This is a genomic window from Novipirellula methanifontis, assembly GCF_052161655.1.
Lineage (GTDB): Bacteria > Planctomycetota > Planctomycetia > Pirellulales > Pirellulaceae > Novipirellula.
In genome coordinates this window covers 10287065-10305950 of record NZ_CP197418.1, presented here as the reverse complement: position 1 = coordinate 10305950, position 18886 = coordinate 10287065, and the positions used below count along the sequence as shown (strand labels likewise).

Genomic DNA, 18886 nt, shown 5'->3' with positions numbered 1-18886 from the left:
ATGGCAACTTGGTACATACATAAAGAGAGCGGAGCGATTGGCCCGTTCAGCGGCGCACAGCTTAAACAACTTGCCGCATCAGGGAGGCTTGAGCCAACGGCAAGAGTCAGCAAGGGACAAGACGGCTCACCCGTTGTTGCAAAAACTGTAAGAGGGTTGTTCGTAGAGCTTGAAAAGACACCGCCAACGCCGCCACCTTTAGCACTGCCGAAATCGGGCAAGACCTTCTCGCTCGGTTTTGTGAAAAGCGGGTTGAGTACCGTGCTGACGCACGCAGAGTCGGCAAAGAGGTTTCTGAAGAAGGAAGAAAGTTCTGAAGAGCCTCCACATCCTGAAATAGCCGAGCTTCCACTGGGATCAACATTCCTTGGCAAGCTGAAATCCTCGGCATCGAATGTTGTAGATGCAGCGAAAGTCGCTGGGACTGTAGCAGCACGCCATGCAGAGATGACACGAATCAAAAAGGTTGATCTGCCGAAGGTATTTATGAAACTTGGCGACGAAATTCGACGAGCAGGACAGTTTCGCACAGACTACCCAGAAATCAACCAACGAATTGATACGGTCGAAAATAGGCTTCGAGAAACCCTCAATGCATCCAAGAAGAAAGCGGAGGGCGACGGTGTTAAGGACGCTGCGAAATCAATCGCACGAAAGGGAAAGCTGAAGGCTGAGGAAGGAACATTGCGTCTGCAACGTTCCAAGCTACTCAAGGAACTTGGTGATGCAGCATTTCAGACGTATGGCGATAAAGTAGGCTCGCAGAGCGTTATCGCCGAGATTTCCAACCTGCAAAATCGCCTTACTGAACTCGAAAACGATGTTCAGCGAATTAAGAGTGAATCCCGCATTACTACCCTGACGCCCAAGCGTCTAGCACTCGGAGCAGCGGTTTGTATTGGTTTAGTTCTGCTAGTGATCGTTGCAGGTGTGTTTCGATCACGTCAAAGAGTGCCTGAAGACTGGTTAGCGGCTGATCTGGATCGCACCGGATACAACAGCGAACCAAATTTATCGATCGTCGCTGCATCTGAAGATGGGGCGATGATCTTGCAAGTCACGCAAAGCGAAGTGCTCAAGATTCCTTGGACGGACGGCGTTGACTTTAAGTTATCGCCTACGGGCTCATTGCTTCAAATTGACGAGGCTGATGTTTGGAATCTCCAGACGAAAAAACAGCTTGCTCCTAGTACCTCGTACAGTTTTGGAAAAATGTCGGATGATTGGTCGAAGTTCGCCGCAATCGAAAAGAGCAACCCTCGCAGCTTGATCGTTTATGACGTTACTGCCGATGAACTGAAACAACGACAGCAAGTGGAACTGCACGCTGAATTCGGGCGGTTCTCGGTTTGTGGATGGTCAAGAGATAGACGAAAAGTAGCGGCATGTAACATCGGAGGCTCAGATATTGGGTTCGACGCAGTGGTTGTTGACTTGGCCGATAATCTCAAAACCGTTCGATTGAGATGCCCACAGGAAGTTAAATACAAGATGCTTGAGCACCCGCACTGTATCTTATCGCCGGATGGAAAATTCGCTGTTGTTAGATACCAAGAACCATGCCTTTGTGTGTTTGACGCCACATCGGGTGAGTGCTTGGAGATCATTCGATTTCCTCGAACCGGCACTAATGACTGCATGTGGCATCGGTTCTCCGATGACGGTCAGTTCCTTATTACATCTGCGGGCTCGAAACGCATTTCGTTCTGGGACACTGGAAACTGGAGTCTCCGCTTCATGATTGAGGGCAGCGCCAGCTACCAAGCTTCCGACGAAAACTTCCTCCGCTTGCTCGAATCTGGCGATGAATTTGCAACAATTACCAACGACGATCGTCAAATGGTCATTCGGTCGTGTTTCGATGGATCTGAAATTCGGAAAATAAAATCGACGCCGTTCAGTGACAAGAATCGTCAACAGGTTTGCGGGGCACAGCAAAGAGATTACGGAACACAGACTAGCATGGTATTTATGCTTCGCAAACAAGGTCGGCTGGAAGTATGGGATTTACCCAACAACCGCCTTCTCGCCGTTATGGGGACGATCGATGGAATAGAGCGAACCAAAGTAGCCTATTCGTCCAACGGTCAAGTCGTCGTGTCGTCACGGCCAACGACGAGTGTTGTTGAGATTTGGAATCTAGCAAAAGCTCAACGGGTTTCCTTGAGTGACCACATAGCCACAGTAGGAATCGACCCGAGAGATCGGCTAGTCCTAAACAAAGTCACGATCGCTGAAGCAGCTACCAACTACTTCGCCGTTGTGGGTGACTCTCAGCAGGGAAACCCGCTTTCCAGACACTTTGGAAAGAACCTTGCGGTCTCGGGAACCGCAAGTCAGATCATGGGAGTGAGCCAAACGCAGGTCGTGTTGGAGCTTCGTGAAGGGCTTGCTGCCATCTGCACTTTGCGTTCCCCGAATCCAAGTCTCACGAAGGGAGAACTATCAATCATTGGCACGCTCACTAAGCTACATCCCAATGGCCAATTGATGCTGACGAATTGCGAGATAGCGGATTCCGGAAGTTTCTCAGCTTTCCAGAAAGCGAAACCGGAAGGGCGAGAAATTGCAGTCCGAGTCGGAACACCTTTGGAAACACCTCGCTGGATTGAGCAGCGTTACAACCCGAGCTTAAAGAATATCAAATGCTATGCGACGGATCATTCGATAATTATCGACTGCGATGTTGACACATCCCAATGGATGGAAGCCGACTGGCTAATTCCAATGATTATTTCGCTCTACGACAGTAACGGTGATCCTTTGACTCAATTTAAGACTGCGGATCGGTTTACGGTCGATCGAGTCTTTCACGCCCGATGTCGGCGAGCCTACGAGTCGGATATTCGTCGTGGTATTCCCGAGGACATCGCAGCAAAGAACAGAAGCAAATTACTTGGAAAAACCGGAAACCGGTTGGAGTACAAGGTGAATGTTCGAGACATTCGAGATGTGGGCGTCGTACAAATAGGGTTCTACCAGTCAAAATAACGGACACCAGCTACTGCCTCGAAACTCCACGAGGCAAAAATGAGCAATCCACCACTTCATCTGTCCGTCCTGAACCGAGGAAGCATTCAGTTCCCTCGCTATCTAATCGGAAACGATCACCGCTGGTTCTGGACGGGATCAGGATGGACCGGCACAGAATCCGAAGCTGTGCTGTTCACCGACTGGAACATTGTCGCCACCGAAGTCCAAAAGCTGTTGTTGGATCATCGGATTGCCGAATCCACGTCGATCCGAACGTTTGTGGCCCCCATCAAGTTGCGGCTCGTCGGCGGCGATCATTGTTCACTCTCGGATGTGCGAGCTTGGGCATTCGGTGCAGCCAGACTCCTCATGGATCACCCCGTCGATACCGTTGGACCCGGCAGCAACAGTCTCGTGATCAGTTCAATCAACTGGGATCGCTTGAAGGAGGCTGGCGAATGATCGGTCGCCTTTTCATCTTGTCCGCTATTCCAGCAATGTGGCTGAACGGCAGTTGCTCGTTCGTGGCATCGATTTGCTGGGCGTTAGTTGCGTTTGTCTTTCTGCTTGTCATCGATTCCGGTCGTGGCATCAGAACGCTTCCGTCAACGATCATCGCTCGATTTATGTTTGCGATTTCGATGTTTGTGTTCTTCCTGTTCTATCTTCTCAGCAATGAAGCGGCAGGAAGAATTTACTGGACCTTTGCGGACTGCTTCGTTGTCCCGTTCTGGGTCACCGTCATCGTTACAGCCCTGTTCTGGACCTGCCTTTGGTTTGGAACTCTGATTGTCCGAAACGATGCTGACTACCAAAGATGGGCTCGGGCAGGTGGGCACTATTTTTGGGATTCACTCCCACGAATTCTCAACCCAGATTCTGAACTGATTCGGAACGGTGGATTTGCAGAGCCTACGTACACGGATTTTGTCCCTCCGACTCATTTTCGATTTCAGTGTCCTCAGTGTGGGGCTCGTGTGCAGGATGCATTCGGTGTGTGCTGGAGATGTTCGTATGGCGCTGACGGTGACTCAACCGCCTTCTATGAGCGTTATGGGCGATAACGGACACCAGCTACAAGCAGAAAGGAGATCTGACATGAGCGACGACAAGAAGAATTATCGAACGACCGAGACTCAGGCTTTGAAGTGTGATTTGTTGGCAATCAACGCAGCTACCTGCCAAGACGGCAAGTACGTCCTCCTGACAGTTCGAATGAACCCGAATTCGTTTAAGGTCACAGAGATCCTGATTCCGTTAGCTCAGGCTCAAGAGCGACTTCAACTGGATCTCGCTGATTTGTTGGAACGATCGCCGGTTTTTAACGAGATGTAATAGACAACAGCAGCAGTGGAAACGGCCAATTCAACCCGAAGGAAAACACATGGACCGCAGAGCGTTTGTAGCGAAGTCGATCGCAGCATCTTGTGCAACGTTGGCTCCACTGGGCTCTTTTGTCGCCAGTGAACCAAATGTAATCAGCCAAGGTGAAGTCGCCTTCGATCACGCAGAGGAGCTTCTTCGATCCAACGCTAAGCTGCCCCGGTGCCGACAGTTGATTAAAGAGACTGAGCAGGAATTATCTGCACTGGGAGATTGGGGTGCGACAGCGTGTTTCTGTGGTATCTGGGATGAAGACCCGAGGGTTCGGATTCTCTCTATCAACTGCTGCCTGACCAAAGCCGTCCATGCACACCTCGTGCAGTATGTCGATCTGCTTCCAGATATTCTTGATCACGACGATCCCAGCATACGTCGCTATGGCCCGAACCTGCTCTGGAAGATGGAGGGTAAAGCACGTTCTGCAATCCCAAAACTCAAGCAGAAACTTTGCGACCCTGAAACAGATCCGTACGATCGGATATTGATGGCAAAAGCAATCGCAATTATTCAGCCGTCGCTCAGAACGGACGCCGTCGATTATGTGGCGAAGACTGCCCAATGTTCGAAGAATACTGTATTCGCAAAGAATGTTTTGGCCGAGTTGCGTGCCGAAAAACCTTACCTCGGGCTGTGGAACTGATCGAACAGATTCTCAAGGAATGACAATGGTAGATCGAAGAATTTTCGTAAAGCAGGCGGTTGCATCCGCCCTTAGCTTGTCAATGATTCCGACATTCGAACGCAGCAGTGCTGCCGACGATGACTTGTTTTTCGATGCTACTCAGCGAATCGAAACACTCGCCATTGATCTCAACAATGATCGTGTGATCAAGACAACGATCGAATCGGTTCCGCCACTTTACGAATGGGCTCAATCAGCCTACTACATTTGCTTGTTTAGCCCAGACGAAAACACACGGGTTCTTGCTGCTCACTGCATGGTCAAGGAGCACCTGAGCTTCCGAGAACTTCTGCCTCTGTTTCCGTCCCTTCTCGATCACTACAACTGGGAGGTGAGATACATGATCCCACGTCTGCTGTGGCGATATGGGGTTGATGCTCGGATGGCAATTCCACGCCTTGAAGAATGCCTGAATGATCATGATCCATGGTTTCGAATATTGTCGGCAAAGGCACTCGCTGTTATCGAACCACCGATGAGAGAGCAAATGATTCCAATCGTTGAGCGTGAGATAGACCACCCTGAATATGGACGGTTTGCCGGAAGTGTTCTGTCCGAGTTGAAAGGCGAGGTTCCCTATCGTGCGTTGTAAAATCAGCGGCGGCGAATTTTCTCAATCGAAGAAAGTCGCCGCAAACGAAGCCGACTCTGACGGCACACTCCTGCTGGAATAACAACTTTTGCAACTCCTTTTCGATCCGCTGTTTTTCTGGCGGCGGCGATTTTTGGAAGTCGGTTTATTTGAATCGATCAGCGTACGAATTGAGCGAAAAAAGTTGTTCGGTATTGAAGAGCCTCAAGGTGTAGTGCCTCCCGAGGGTACGGCGGGGACTTTCTTAATCAGCTTTCCGATAATATTTGTTTGGATTCGGGCTTTGCAACCCGATCTCCAACCAACCAATCCCATCAAACAATTGGTTCGACCTCACGCAACACACGGTAGATCGTCGGTCGTGACAGCCCTGTCACCCTTGCGATCTGGGTGATCTTCCTGCCTGCTGCTTTCATCTCGTGGATGGCGTTGACCTGATCGTCAGTCACCTTCCATCGCCAGCCCTTGTCACTTCCACCCCACGTCTTGCCTCGCTTACGTGCTGCCGCCTGACCTGCGGCCACTCGTTCGGCTCTGATCTCCGTCTCGTACTCGGCGACACTCGCTAAGATACGTGCGTGCAATCTACCGGCTGGTGATGCCAGACTGAATCCATCTTTCATGCTGACCAGATCAACGCCACGTTCGTGAAGCTCGTCGAACAGTTGGCAAAGTCCCTTCGTTGTTCGGCCAAGACGGTCGAGTCTCCAAACAACAATGCGGTCAAGCTTGCCTGCCCGGAGTGCTTCCATCAACTTGTCCATGCCCGGTCGAGCCATCGTGCGACCGGTGAACGAATCCCTGAAATAGATCACTGGTTCGCCGTGGGCTGCGGCCCATCGTTCAAGATCAGGCATCTGGCTACGGTGATCCTGCTGCTTGCTGCTGACCCGAACATAGATCGCTGTTTTCTTCTGCATGTTTCCAACTCCGCTGACTGGTGAACTCAGCGATGTAGTTGGTGTCCGTTACTGTAAACTGTCTTCTTTGCTCGACCGATTGCGCATTGATGTTGAATTGAGACATCGATTTCCCGGAACTTACGAGCCTCAGCGTGCTGATTTCAGAACACTACTGACACTTTACAGAATCGAACGTCGGGCTCGGCAGATTCTACGCAGTGGAATTGGTGTCGGATCTCGGGCTTCCCCTGATACAATGCGGTCTGTCTCTGGGAGCCGTCCAAGGACCCGACCGAAGAATTTCCTGTGGTTGCCGCTCAGTATCGTCCTGATACTCGGTGCCCTCACGCTACTCACCGGCTCACCAATTCCGATGTGGCATTTCGAAAAGCTCGAAGGGCCAATCGCCGTCAGGTCTGCAACGCCGACGCATTTGATTCTGCAAAATGGTCGTGAGATCACGTTGCCATTGATCGTTGAGTTGCCCAGTGATAACCCATTGTTTCAGGCAGCGCTTGCCGATGGCATCGAGATCCAAGAAGACGGCTCAGCCATCGGACTGATTTGGTTGAACCGGAATTGTGGTAATGATCCCGTTGTGTGGCGGACGATGCGAGTGAATCTCGGTGAACTTGCCGGTGCGTTGCACCCAGCCGGAATCGACAGTTCGGTCGTTCATCCAGATGCGATAGCGTGGCTGGCGGAACACAAGCGGATCAAATACCTCCCATCAAGTCGCAGCCATAAGAAGAATCACTTGACGCTCTGGGACTGCATCGCCATGCGAGGAGTCCGGGAACAGTTTGAGCATTCTGCAAAACTGGCGAAGATCGACACTCCGTGACGATGCGGACATGACTCACAGACAGTGAACTAGCCGGTGTCCGCACAAAAAAGGGCGTCATCCATGACGCAGGAGCCAAACAACACTCACTCTGGAGACCACGAATAATAAAGCCGTGGCTGATGCTGAAACTTGACTGAGCCCTTCACACCGTTCCGTTTAACGATGCAGTACGGAGCCATGAATGCCAGCACGGTGAATTCCTTCTGAAGTTCAGACGTATCCCAGACTTCGCCGTGCTTTGCTTCCAGATACTCTCGTGACCCCGGTTCGGCGTTGATGGCAGCGACTTGTTGGCGGCGGATGGTTTCGGTCGGATCGGACATGTGTTGGCTCTCTTGAAGGGATGTTGTTTGGACAATTGGGTAGTTGGTGTCCGCTAACTCGCTTTTGCCGTCCTTCTTGCTCGACGTTTCTCAAGTTGTCGCTGGTGATACTGCTGAACTTGTTCTCGCCACTCGGCATTGCCGCCGTAGGTCTCGACTGGAACCAAAGTCAGATACTTCTTTGGGCAAGAGTAGTAATATGGATGCATCGACTCATCCATGTCCTTGTATCCCCAGCCGTCGTCCCAGCGGCTGTACTTCATCAGGTCGCACTGAATCCATCGCTGCTCTGATTCTGTTTGCTCACCGTCTTGAATGAACGTCCGCTCAAACACCGACCAAAGGACGCCAGTGAAGCAGTTGCCCCTAAAGCAATGGGCAAGGCACACTGTCTTGATTGTCGTACTCAGAGCAGATGAATACTGACGGACACCGCCTACTCCCGTGTCAGACAACAACATTCACACGGGAGACAAAACATGGGTTGGTTATTCATTCCGGGCTGCGACCGACGAAGCATGATCCAAGATCGCACCAGTGCTTGGGAACGCTCGAACGAAGACGGCGGATCAGGTACGGAATACTGGGATATGCTGGCGGCTTCATCGCCGGAACGGTCGGAGCATGTGCTGCGTTCTTTGCGTGTGGCTTTGCCTTCGCTTTCACGTGCGAACTTTTCACCGGCATACCCATTTATCCAGTTTGCTCAAATGGTAAGTGTCGATATGGCGAAGCGTCGAAAAACGATTACCGACATGAAAACAGCAGTGGACAACTCATCGCTCGGTGCCGGTGCGGCATTGGCTACGTGAAAAAGGGAAGGCGAATTGCCCAGATCCAAGACGATGGTTCCGAGACTCGATATATGATCTGGAAGCCACTGCGGGGATGGTTCCCCGATGAGCGGTCTGAGTCAACCACCTGAATACCCGGTGTCGGTCAAATCGGAATCACTTCGTAATCAGCCGACTCACCACGTTCAATCTGATCGATTGCGCTGAATGCGGCCATTTCACGCTCGGTGGTCAAACGGCACAGGTTGTTCAACTTGCTCACGAAAGCGAGATTGACCGGATGATTGTTGAGGTCGTCCCCGCAAATGCCTTCCTTATGCATCGCCAGTAAATGTCGATGCCAACAACCAACGACGGCAGTCAGGTTCACTGCGGATTGAACAGCATTGGCATCGCTGGCCGCTCGTTGTTGTACTTCGTTGCTTCCGTCTGCAATCGCTATTGTTGTCTGCATGTTTGTCTCCAGCTTCAGGAACCGCTGAGGCAGGATTACCTCAACGGCCCTGTAGCCGGTGTCCGTTACGCCGCCGAGCCAACTAACGACGGAACGCACACGGGAGACACTTCCACTTCCAGATTCTTCAGGACCAAAGCCCCCGCTCGTTTCATCTTCGGAAGTTCGTCGATCAGATCCTTTCGGACCGCTGCGATGGCGGTCGTTACATCGGAAATTCGATCTTTGATGTTGCCGTCTTCACTGACTCCATCGGCCATGGCTTCAGTCATGGCGTCTTTCAGCATTCTCAGGGCATGATCACGGGTGATCCCGGACTTCTCCCAGAACAATGCCAAAGTTGTAATCAGCGGAATGGAAACCGTTGGGGCGACCAGTTGATCGTCACGTTTTTCCACCGATCCTCGGACATGGACCACAACTTCTTCACTGATGAAATGTGTCCCCGGTTCAAGGTCCGCAGCTTCGTGCTTCCACTTCTTAGCGATCAATGACTTAACTTCGTTCAGCATGTTTGGCTCCTTGGTTTGTTGGTATTGAAAACCTCACTGCTGAAGTAGTTGGTGTCCGTTAGCTGCCTTTCTTCAGGCGGTTGATCGCCCGATAGAATGTGGCCCTTGACTTCTTTGTTCTGTCGCAAAAGTATTGCTGTTGTTCAGCCACTGAATCGGGAAACTTGGCTTGAGCCTCTGCAAGTAACCTTTCTTGTTGCTCATGGTTGTTGAGCCGTTTCGTCGCCGAAACCGGTCGTCCAAGATTCTGCATTTGAGCAAGTACGACAGGACGCCAATCAGTGTTGTTCTCAACACAGAACTTATAGATGCGAATTGCTGGTGTCAGAAGTCGCATTGAAAGCTGTTTTTCATCGCCATGTTCCTCGATGAAATCCACGATCTCTTCGGCGGCTTCTGGTGGGCAACCGGGATAGCCGTTCAAAGTCATCGCTCGAAACTGCTCGATAATTTCGGCATTGCTCAAATCCATTCGATAGACCAAGCACCGTGATACAACAGCATCGAAAATCGGACACTTCTTTGGAACCTTATTCGCCAAGAAAATGAACCTTGACTGGGTTTCGAACCTTGCTGGTAAGTCTGGTGGCAAAGTGCTGCTGTTGTAGGTGACGACTCGATCAGGTTGTCCGAACAAAGCACTTCTCAGAATTCCCAATGCCGGGCCAGATTTGTAGATCTCGTCGCAGTCATCAAACACCAAAATCTTTTCTGAATCTTGGGCGTGAGAGTACAAGAGGCGGTAAAGTTGAAGCGTTGTGCAATGGCTATTATAGACGATCATCTCTTGCCCTTCGTCACGAAGTATATTCGTAACTACCCTCGACTTACCGCCACCGCCAAAACCCGTACACAGCAATGAATGGTACTTCGACTGGGCGATCATCCGAACCATGTTCGCCAGATGGCCTTGTTTTTCTTCGACTCGTGTTTGGGGGCGTTCGACTTGCATTTCAAGCTCTCTCTGGAGACGTTGATTTGGAGCCAACTCCAAAAGTTGGAGTTGGCATTCACTTACAACCACGTAGTTGGTGTCCTCTATTCCAACCAGACTTTGTGAAAGCCCTCCCGGTCGATCCAGTAGCCGAAACCGCCGTTATCGCAAGTGCCGTTAAGTTCGATCAGTTCAAGAGTCCGATCTGCGAGAACATCATGTGGCAGGTCTTCAATTCGCTTTCGTTCAGCATCAGCAGCCCGTTTGGCGTGATCCATTCCGGCTTTCTCGTAAACTGCCTCGAACTTGTCCTCAGTGATCGCTGCGGTCAGATCTTCACGATTCCAGTCGTCGAGTTTTTCACGAATCTCGGACCAGCCTTCTGCCGAGATTGATGTTTCCCACGCCATCGTTTGTTCCCATTTCAAAAGTTGGAGTTGTCTCTCGATGACGTAGTTGGTGTCCGCTATTCCAGTCCCATTGCTTCCCGACCGACGTAAGTTCCGTAATCATCAATGCCCAGCACCATGAAGATCGAGCTTTGCAGCGAACTGGCGGCATCCCAGAGATCTTCTGCCGAGTGCTCGTCGGTGGCCTTGAAGTCAGTGTCGCCAAGCCGTCTCAGCAGCACGCAGAGCGATTGCGGCGATACTTCGCAGTGGCCGTTGTCGAAGATGTCCCGACCCTTGATACAGCACGCTTCAAGGTACGCATCGATTCCTTGATTGACACACTGAGCAATCGCAGTCCATTCAACCTTACAGCGGATCGTCATCGTGAATGGATCGCTGTCCGTTTCTTCGATGGCCTTCAGGACCGTCGAATAGGGAACGCTGACCAGTTGGCAGTTGGTGATCGTGTTTTCTGTTTGGGTCTCGGGCATGTGACTCTCCGTCAGGTGTTGTTGTGTCTGTCGAAGTAGTTGGTGTCCGTTACTTAAATCAACTTGCCTGTCTTGTCGCTGAGCATCCATTTGCGGTCATCGAAATCGAAGTTCCCTTCGTTGCGGAACAACATGACACCAACGTCAGCACCGACATTTCTCAACATCTCAGGCTGGTCATCGATGTAGAAACTGATCCCACGTTCCCGAATCACGTCGGCTTTAGCTTCGAATGAGTCAACCAAGGCAACATCTGTGTAGTGGATTCCGTATCTTTCCAAGTCGGCAATTGCTTTCTCTCGGTCACGCCGAAACGTCACGACGATTACGTCACCGGGCCAAACATGAGTCAGGATGTTGAAGAAGCTGGATTCGTCACAGCAGCCGTCGAGGTCAATTCCCAATGTGGGCTTTGGCTGATGTACCACGTCCAGCAGAACGTCTCTGACGGCTCGAATCTGATTCTTCAGGTCTTCTGACATCTGTTGTAACTTTTTGCAACGAGTTCGAGAAACCGATTCGGGACGCATCACTGATCGTTCGAGGCTTGAAGCTTCGCAGGGGCAGTGATTCCTGATGCTTGCTGCGCAGTCCAAGTCATCAGGTTCGTGCTGCATGGGTGGCGTCAAAGCCAAGCGGCGATTCGATCAGTGAAGGCGTCCGTCTCGGTGAGTCCCGACCGGAACAATCACGTAGCCGGTGTCCTTTAAGCAGATGGCAGTGAATCCGTTCACTGCCTTGCTTCGGATGGTCAAACTACGATTGCCGGTTCTTGTTCTTCGACTCGTTCCTTACTGCAAGCCAGTAGCCAGTTAACCGCCTTGCTGGCTTGAGAAGATGCCTTGAAGATGAACTTTGGGTCGCCTTCCATTTTTTGCACCCAATGATGTAAATATGCGGCATGGTTGTCGAGGTTGTTTGTGACGGGCAAACCAAGTTCGGCCATCAAGAACACACTTCCCAATTCTGCGATCAATTCACCCATGGAGTAGGTGGAGTTCTTGCGATCCCAATTCAATCGGCTTTCGTGTTCGGTGTAGTGAACATGCTCATGGAAGCAGGTCTCGTAAAACGCCTCGGGCGAACTGAATCGAGTGCGGTGAGGCAGTTGGATGTAGTCGCCCTGCGGAGTGTAGAACGCTTCACTACCGCCGTAGCGGATGTCAGCACCGATGTCGTCGATCAGTTGATCGGCGTGTTCATAGCTCTCGAATGGAACGCCGTTTTCAACTTCATCGCTCACTTGAAATTGCTCAAGCGTCGTTTGGTCGGCGTTGAATACTCGGAAGCTACGCATGACGAAAAATGAATCGTCAACTTCTTTGCCAGCGTCGTTGATCTTGGTTCGGTCAACAGGACGATACAAAACCACCGTGGTTGACTTCGAGCCCTTCAGGACACTGCCACCTTGCTGCTTAATTTGGTTGAACGTCGCCCACCACTTTGATCGGAAGTCGTTCTTCATTGCAGAGCACATCAAGATCAACTGGTTGATCCCTCGATATGGCTTGCCCGAAGATAAGCTTGTGTGAAGGCCGGGAGCATTCGGATCACACGACCATGGCTTTCTCCAAGGTGGCAAGCCACCAGCGGTCAGGGCTTCGATGATTGTGTTAGTGATCTCGGCGTGAAGTGAAGTTGACATTCGGCGGCTCCAAGTGAGTGTTGGTGTTGTTGTGCCGATGTAGTTGGTGTCCTCTATTTCGAAGGTTCACGTTTTGGATATCGCATGGGAACTGAGACACGTGTTTCAAAATGGCTTGTCGCATTCTTCGTTCTCACATAAAGGAAACGAAGAAGTTCAACGTTGGGAGTCGCAATGCCCGTAAATACAGTCGTTCAGCCGCACGAGGTGCTTCGAGTCTCATATTCCACTCGTTTCACCGGTTGCCTCGCCTGCTGCTTTCGAGCGCTTCCATCATCGCAATTCGACGGACACCAACTACTCCGTCAACGATAGGGCTGCTTGGCATAGCAGCAAAAATTGGCGATAAATTGCCAATGCCAATTGATTTCACGGCAACAGATGTCGGAATGCTCTGGGGGCAATCGGCGATTTTTGGTAAGAAAGAACGGAGAAGTTCGTGACAAAAATTCAGGGTTCTGAACAAACCATCGAGTTGATGGTGAATTGCAAGACGTATCCAGCGGTCAGCAAGAAGTACATGGAAACGGTTTGCACGGGCGGCGTACAGAGCGACGGTCAATTTATTCGACTGTATCCGGTGCCATTCCGCTTCTTGGACGAAGACGAGCAATACGCTCGCTGGGATGTCATACGAGTTCAGGTTTACAAGGATACGAAAGACGACCGGCCAGAGAGTTGGCACCTACAACCGGGAACAAAGATCGAGAAATTGAGGCCGATCACAACGGAGAAACGTCGTTGGGATTGGATGAAGCACACCATCCACAAAAGCACCGATGCGATGACGGAGGCCGGTATCACTAACGGCTGCGTCGAGATCGAGCCAGCAGAGTTTTACTGGAAGCCAGATAACAAGAAATGGAGCGACAGCCAGCTTAACGTGATGCGACAGGGCAACCTCTTCGTGTCCGACGAAGATTTGAAAAGCTTGGCTGACCGAGTTCCGTGGCAGTATCGACTGAAGTTCAGGGAAAAGAATTCAGGAAGAGAAGATGACGCAAAAGTTTTGGCTTGGAGCCTTTACCAAGGTCTGCGTCGAAGACTACGCACAATGGACGAAGGCACAGCACTCACGGACACAGCAGATGCTGTTATGAAGAGTATTTTTAATCCAGAGAAGACTGTGTTCGCAATTTTTGGAACTCACAGCCGATTTGGTCACTGGATGATCTCCGCCTTGTATCACGTTCCCAGCAAAATTATCGCCGCAGACACCGAGCAAGGAGGCTCACTGTTTTGAAACGAAAGCTATTTACAATCGGCTACACTGGCGTTGGCATCGATGAGTTCGTCGAAAAGTTAGTACGCCATGGTGTCGAATGTCTTATCGATGTAAGAGAACTGCCGATCAGTCGAAAGGCGGGTTTCGCAAAAACTGCCCTCGGTCAACATCTTGCCGACAATGGGATCGAGTATCGCCATTTCAAGGCACTCGGTTCTCCCAAAGCTTTGCGACATCAATTGCGAGAAGACCGGAAGTACCCAGTGTTCTTTAAGGGCGTTCATCGTCACTTGAATCACGATGCTGGTATTGAGGCAATACAACAGACATTGGAGGTTGCAAAGAAGCTGCGTTCATGCCTTATGTGCTGTTGCCCAGATTGGGAGCACTGCCATCGTAAGTGCTTAGTCGAAATCATCGAAGAAACGACCACGATGAAATTCGAGCATCTTGCATTTGGCGATCAACAGCAGACGTTCTGGTCAAAAGCAGCTTGACCAGAAGTTGGCTACGCTGCTGGCTTCCAAATCGCCCCGGTAAACCGACTTCCGCTGAACGCTTCAACACAAATCGTAAACTGCTCAACATTCTCAAGCCGATAGGGAAGAGTTGCCTCAGCGATGACTTCCTCGGCCTTCTTTTTCTTGCGCTTACGCCAGTCATCAAATGGGCACTGGGCCAATTGGACAAACGTGTCAGCACCTCTTGGTGCGGCGTCGTACAGAGTATTGCCAGAGTTGATTGGACTTAACATCAATTGACCACCGTACACATCGAGCAAACGCTGCGTGTCAATCGTCAGCACGTCGTGATTTTGATCACCGTAACTGGACAGCATTCCGTTGCGACGATCAACCGAAGGCCAAAGAAAGACGTAGCCGTTGAGCATCGTGTACCATTCGGCAGTCGTCATTCCTTCAAGAGCCGTCGCCAACTTCGTTTCTGAGATCGGTTTTTGGTCTCTGATAACAACGCTCTCGTGCTGCTCGTGTTCGAGACGCTCTGAGGTGGCACGTCGTGCCGATTCGATAGCAACACGCCTCGGGCCGGTGACCTCGAAGCGATCCAGAATTGCCGACGTGCTCTCTAATCCGTGCTGCTGAACGCTCGGCCAACTGCCGCCTTCAGCGATGTGATAAAGGCACGGGTGGATTGCGATGAACTCGTCTTCTGTCATTTGCAACACAATACAAAGCGATGGAAATGTGGCCCCCCGGATTTCAGCGAGGCTTCTTGCTTCGGCGTTCCTTGCGATCAAGTTGTTTCACAAGTTGATCGAGAGATTGATCGTCGAGTTCCGCCACTTTTCGGAAGGCTTCAGGACGTTCAATAACACGCTGGCGAATCTGTGGTGGAATTTTTTCGGCCAACACAAGCAGCGTGTCTTCATCGGCTCCAAGTGCATCTGCAAGTTTGCAGATCATTTCTTCGCTGGGGTGTTGACCGAAGTCGAGTTTGTGATTCTCGATCTTGGAGATGTACGTGAAGGTGACACCGACTTTTTCAGCGAGATCTCGCTGAGAAAGTTTGCGATCTTGTCGCATTTCTCGAATGGTTTCGCCGAACCGCATGGGTCACCTGCTTGTACGTTTGATTTCAAAACCGTACGCTGGTTGCAGTATTTAGTCAACCTGTGGGGTGACGACAAAGGATTGTTGTTGCTGAAACGACGTGGGCACAATTGTGGCGGTAGTGAACAATGATAACGGTTCGGTCGAGAACACTTTTCAGATCGTCTTGAAGACGACCTGTGAGGCACTTGGCGTACGCCCCGATGTTCTGAGCTTGCATTCCACATTGGCCGGTGAATCGTCTGGCCTAGCGGAGATGCTTCACCAATGACGACACCCTACCACGCAAAATACTTCGCTCATGAACTGACTCGAAAGCATCAGCCGGGAGCGTCTGATCGTCTTTCAATGGCCTTATTCGATGCGTGTGTTGACCTCAATCCACACCAGATCGAAGCTGCCATGTTTGCTCTTCGGAACCCACTGTCGAAGGGTGTAATTTTATCGGACGAGGTGGGCCTCGGAAAAACGATTGAAGCTGGATTGGTCATGTGCCAATCATGGGCCGAACGGAAGCGAAAAATTCTTGTCGTCTCTCCAGCCAGTTTGCGAAAGCAATGGAGTCTGGAACTCGAAGAGAAGTTTAACCTACCCACTCGAATTCTTGATGCTCGTGCTTACCGGGCATTTGAGCGAGAAGGTGAACCACAACCGTTTCATTGTGGTCAAGTCGTTATCGCTTCCATCCACTATGTCAGCCGGATGCGTGCAGAAGTTCGTGCCATACCTTGGGATTTGGTGGTGATCGATGAAGCCCACAAGTTGCGTAACTCATACCGAGCAAGCAACAAGATGGGCCAGAACATCAAGTGGGCCACGGAAGACAAACGAAAGCTATTGCTCACAGCCACACCCCTTCAGAACTCACTGCTTGAACTCTACGGACTGTCGAGCTTTTTGGATGACATGATCTTCGGTGATGTGGCATCGTTCCGTACACAGTTCACTGGTGTCACCAGCGACATGGCATCGCTGCGAAACAGGATTGCACCGTTCTGTCATCGAACACTCAGGCGGCAGGTGTTGGAATACATCCAGTACACCGAACGTTTGCCAATCACCATTCGTTTCAGCCCTACAGATGATGAGCACAAACTGTACAAAGCCGTCTCGGATTATCTCGTTCGGGATGACGCTATCGCCATTCCCAAACGTCAGCGGCATCTGACCACGTTGATTCTTAGGAAGTTGCTGGCATCTTCATCTCATGCAGTCGCTAACACATTGGAGACGATGAAGTATCGCCTTGAAGGTCTCCGTGAAGGCGAGCAGAAAGAAGACCACTTTGTCGAAAACCTGATCATCGAGGAAGAACTTGAAGACGAGTTGCTGGAAGAAGAAGTCTTCGATCTCGATCTTCCCTCAGATGACGATGAGAATAAAGACGTTGGCCCAAACAACGACGACGATGACACCATCGACCCCAAGAAGCTCGAAGCCGAGATCATCGAATTGGATCGTTATGCTCAGTGGGCACGAAGCATCGGGATCGACACCAAAAGCCGATCATTGTTGAAAGCTCTGGATGTTGGTTTCAACAAGATGGAAGAGATGGGTGCAAATCGCAAAGCACTTATCTTCACGGAATCCCGTCGTACGCAGGAGTATCTAAAAGACTTCTTGGAAACCAATGGCTACGCCGGTCAAGTTGTTATGTTCAACGGATCGAACAACGACCCGGAATCAAAGTTAGTGATCGATCAATGGATGCAGAGCAACGCCGGTGGTGGCCGTGTCTCTGGTTCACGTGCAGTCGATAGCCGAACGGCCTTGATTGAACACTTCCGAGACAACGCCAGCATAATGATCGCCACTGAAGCTGCGGCTGAAGGTGTTAACATTCAATTCTGTTCCGCCGTCATCAACTATGACTTGCCGTGGAACCCACAACGTATCGAACAACGTATTGGTCGCTGCCATCGTTATGGTCAAAAGCATGATGTCGTTGTCATCAACTTCATCAATGAACGTAATGAAGCCGACCGTCGTGTTCATGAGTTGTTGGCGGACAAATTCAAACTCTTCAGTGGAGTTTTCGGAGCGTCCGATGATGTTCTGGGAACCATCGAATCGGGTGTAGATTTTGAGAAGCGGATTCTCGCCATTTACCAGAAGTGCCGAACCCCGGAAGAGATCGACGCTGCTTTTCAACATCTTCAGTCGGAGATGGAAGAAACCATCAAGACGAAAATGGACGACACTCGTCAGGCTTTGATGGAGCACTTCGATGAAGATGTCCATTCTCGGTTGAAGATGCGTCTTGACGACACTCGTGCGAGTCTTGATCGCTTTGGACGCATGTTCTGGGTGATGACCCGATTCCTGTTGGCAGATCGTGCCATCTTCGATGACGAGAAGCACGCATTCACCCTTCAACGATCACCTCTGGATGGGATGCAGCCGGGGCCATACACATTGATCTCCAAGATCAAGGCCAACGTCACCGGTGACTTCCTGTATCGCCTTTCACATCCACTGGGTGAATGGGTCATCGATGCCGGTAAATCTCTTGAAACACCAAAGTCATGTGTGACATTTGATGTCTCGAACTATCCACGCAAGTTGACGATGGTGGATGAATTAAAGGGGCAATCGGGATGGCTGACACTTCAGTATCTGGAGGTCGATTCGTTTGATCGTGAAGAGTACCTGCTGTTCTCTGCGATCAATGAAGATGGACACTCACTTGATCATGAAACATGCGAGCGTCTGTTCAATTGTGACGCCACCACATCGGCCATAGACGCTCTTGCCCCCGAGACTCTGCAACGGATCGAGGCGGAAGCGAAGCGTCATGGCGATGCAACTGTGGCCCAGTCATTGGAGACGAACAACAGCCTGTTCAACGAAGAACGTGAGCGACTGGAGAGTTGGGCCGATGATATGGTGATCGCAGCCGAGAAAGATCTGTCTGACACGAAGGCTCAGATCAAAGCGATCCGCCGACAAGCACGATTGGCAACAACGCTGGATGAGCAAAACGAAATACAAAAGAAGCAGCAGGATCTGGAACGTAAACAGCGAAAACAACGGCAGCAGATTTTTGAGATCGAAGACGGTATTGCGGACAAGCGTGATGTGCTGATCGACGGTTTACAAAAACGCATGAGCCAGAAAACGACAACCACACCACTTTTCACGATTCAGTGGAAAGTGATTTGACATA

General features: G+C 50.8%; 23 protein-coding genes. 11 read left to right on the top strand and 12 right to left on the bottom strand.

All coding sequences use genetic code 11. The features are described from left to right. From SH528x_RS36625 to SH528x_RS36600, 6 genes are read left to right on the top strand one after another with little or no spacing between them, the layout of a single operon-like run. Entirely contained in the window at window positions 1-2991 is a 2991-nt protein-coding gene (locus SH528x_RS36625) for a GYF domain-containing protein (RefSeq protein ID WP_442508356.1), read from the top strand. A 39-nt stretch (window positions 2992-3030) separates the two neighbouring features. Continuing rightward, window positions 3031-3435, top strand: coding sequence for a hypothetical protein (locus SH528x_RS36620; protein WP_442508355.1), 405 nt, complete (start codon window positions 3031-3033; stop codon window positions 3433-3435). Continuing rightward, window positions 3432-4037 carry a hypothetical protein gene (locus tag SH528x_RS36615; protein ID WP_442508354.1) on the top strand — a complete coding sequence of 202 codons (606 nt, stop codon included), beginning with the start codon at window positions 3432-3434 and terminating at the stop codon, window positions 4035-4037. The genes SH528x_RS36620 and SH528x_RS36615 overlap by 4 nt, the downstream gene beginning before the upstream one ends. A 34-nt stretch (window positions 4038-4071) precedes the next feature. After that, a complete protein-coding gene (locus tag SH528x_RS36610; protein ID WP_442508353.1) occupies window positions 4072-4308 on the top strand; it encodes a hypothetical protein in 237 nt (78 codons plus the stop codon). A gap of 49 nt (window positions 4309-4357) precedes the next feature. Further along, complete coding sequence (locus SH528x_RS36605) at window positions 4358-4996, top strand: hypothetical protein (RefSeq protein WP_442508352.1); 639 nt, start codon at window positions 4358-4360, stop codon at window positions 4994-4996. A 25-nt stretch (window positions 4997-5021) separates the two neighbouring features. Beyond that, window positions 5022-5630: a HEAT repeat domain-containing protein gene (locus SH528x_RS36600; RefSeq protein WP_442508351.1), complete on the top strand. Its 609-nt coding sequence runs from the start codon at window positions 5022-5024 to the stop codon at window positions 5628-5630. A gap of 314 nt (window positions 5631-5944) precedes the next feature. On the opposite strand, the gene SH528x_RS36595 is transcribed toward SH528x_RS36600, so the two are convergent. Then, a complete protein-coding gene (locus tag SH528x_RS36595; protein WP_442508350.1) occupies window positions 5945-6550 on the bottom strand; it encodes a recombinase family protein in 606 nt (201 codons plus the stop codon). 355 nt (window positions 6551-6905) lie between these two features. On the opposite strand from SH528x_RS36595, the gene SH528x_RS36590 reads away from it, so the two are divergent. Continuing rightward, on the top strand, window positions 6906-7376 hold the full coding sequence (locus SH528x_RS36590) for a hypothetical protein (RefSeq protein ID WP_442508349.1): 471 nt from the start codon (window positions 6906-6908) through the stop codon (window positions 7374-7376). Window positions 7377-7462: 86 nt separating this feature from the next. Here SH528x_RS36590 and SH528x_RS36585 read toward each other — a convergent pair whose 3' ends face one another. Further along, entirely contained in the window at window positions 7463-7702 is a 240-nt protein-coding gene (locus tag SH528x_RS36585; RefSeq protein WP_442508348.1) for a hypothetical protein, read from the bottom strand. Window positions 7703-7755: 53 nt separating this feature from the next. Next, window positions 7756-7965 (bottom strand): hypothetical protein, encoded by a 210-nt coding sequence (locus SH528x_RS36580; protein ID WP_442508347.1) that lies wholly within the window; start codon window positions 7963-7965, stop codon window positions 7756-7758. A 216-nt stretch (window positions 7966-8181) separates the two neighbouring features. On the opposite strand from SH528x_RS36580, the gene SH528x_RS36575 reads away from it, so the two are divergent. Continuing rightward, window positions 8182-8514 carry a hypothetical protein gene (locus SH528x_RS36575; RefSeq protein ID WP_442508346.1) on the top strand — a complete coding sequence of 111 codons (333 nt, stop codon included), beginning with the start codon at window positions 8182-8184 and terminating at the stop codon, window positions 8512-8514. 127 nt (window positions 8515-8641) lie between these two features. Here SH528x_RS36575 and SH528x_RS36570 read toward each other — a convergent pair whose 3' ends face one another. The 7 genes from SH528x_RS36570 to SH528x_RS36540 all read right to left on the bottom strand — a co-directional run bounded on the left by SH528x_RS36570 (window position 8642) and on the right by SH528x_RS36540 (window position 12924). Then, on the bottom strand, window positions 8642-8950 hold the full coding sequence (locus tag SH528x_RS36570) for a hypothetical protein (protein WP_442508345.1): 309 nt from the start codon (window positions 8948-8950) through the stop codon (window positions 8642-8644). A gap of 65 nt (window positions 8951-9015) precedes the next feature. Continuing rightward, on the bottom strand, window positions 9016-9462 hold the full coding sequence (locus SH528x_RS36565) for a hypothetical protein (RefSeq protein ID WP_442508344.1): 447 nt from the start codon (window positions 9460-9462) through the stop codon (window positions 9016-9018). Window positions 9463-9520: 58 nt separating this feature from the next. After that, on the bottom strand, window positions 9521-10414 hold the full coding sequence (locus SH528x_RS36560) for a hypothetical protein (RefSeq protein WP_442508343.1): 894 nt from the start codon (window positions 10412-10414) through the stop codon (window positions 9521-9523). 86 nt (window positions 10415-10500) lie between these two features. Then, entirely contained in the window at window positions 10501-10806 is a 306-nt protein-coding gene (locus SH528x_RS36555) for a hypothetical protein (RefSeq protein WP_442508342.1), read from the bottom strand. Window positions 10807-10862: 56 nt separating this feature from the next. Beyond that, entirely contained in the window at window positions 10863-11279 is a 417-nt protein-coding gene (locus SH528x_RS36550; protein ID WP_442508341.1) for a hypothetical protein, read from the bottom strand. Between the two features lie 53 nt (window positions 11280-11332). Further along, window positions 11333-11761: a hypothetical protein gene (locus tag SH528x_RS36545; protein WP_442508340.1), complete on the bottom strand. Its 429-nt coding sequence runs from the start codon at window positions 11759-11761 to the stop codon at window positions 11333-11335. Between the two features lie 269 nt (window positions 11762-12030). Continuing rightward, window positions 12031-12924 (bottom strand): ArdC family protein, encoded by an 894-nt coding sequence (locus tag SH528x_RS36540; protein WP_442508339.1) that lies wholly within the window; start codon window positions 12922-12924, stop codon window positions 12031-12033. A 439-nt stretch (window positions 12925-13363) separates the two neighbouring features. On the opposite strand from SH528x_RS36540, the gene SH528x_RS36535 reads away from it, so the two are divergent. Beyond that, entirely contained in the window at window positions 13364-14167 is an 804-nt protein-coding gene (locus SH528x_RS36535; protein ID WP_442508338.1) for a hypothetical protein, read from the top strand. Further along, window positions 14164-14646 (top strand): DUF488 domain-containing protein, encoded by a 483-nt coding sequence (locus SH528x_RS36530; RefSeq protein ID WP_442508337.1) that lies wholly within the window; start codon window positions 14164-14166, stop codon window positions 14644-14646. Before SH528x_RS36535 ends, SH528x_RS36530 begins: the two co-directional genes overlap by 4 nt. 11 nt (window positions 14647-14657) lie before the next feature. Here the strand turns inward: SH528x_RS36530 and SH528x_RS36525 are convergent, their stop codons facing one another. Together SH528x_RS36525 and SH528x_RS36520 are read right to left on the bottom strand one after the other, a co-directional pair. After that, complete coding sequence (locus tag SH528x_RS36525; protein WP_442508336.1) at window positions 14658-15326, bottom strand: DUF7002 family protein; 669 nt, start codon at window positions 15324-15326, stop codon at window positions 14658-14660. Window positions 15327-15369: 43 nt separating this feature from the next. Further along, the gene (locus SH528x_RS36520; protein WP_442508335.1) at window positions 15370-15720 is read right to left on the bottom strand and encodes a helix-turn-helix domain-containing protein; all 351 of its coding nucleotides are present in this window, start codon (window positions 15718-15720) and stop codon (window positions 15370-15372) included. A gap of 267 nt (window positions 15721-15987) precedes the next feature. Here SH528x_RS36520 and SH528x_RS36515 point away from each other — a divergent pair, with 267 nt between their 5' ends. Continuing rightward, window positions 15988-18882 (top strand): SNF2-related protein, encoded by a 2895-nt coding sequence (locus SH528x_RS36515; protein WP_442508334.1) that lies wholly within the window; start codon window positions 15988-15990, stop codon window positions 18880-18882. The last annotated feature ends 4 nt before the right edge of the window (window positions 18883-18886 follow it).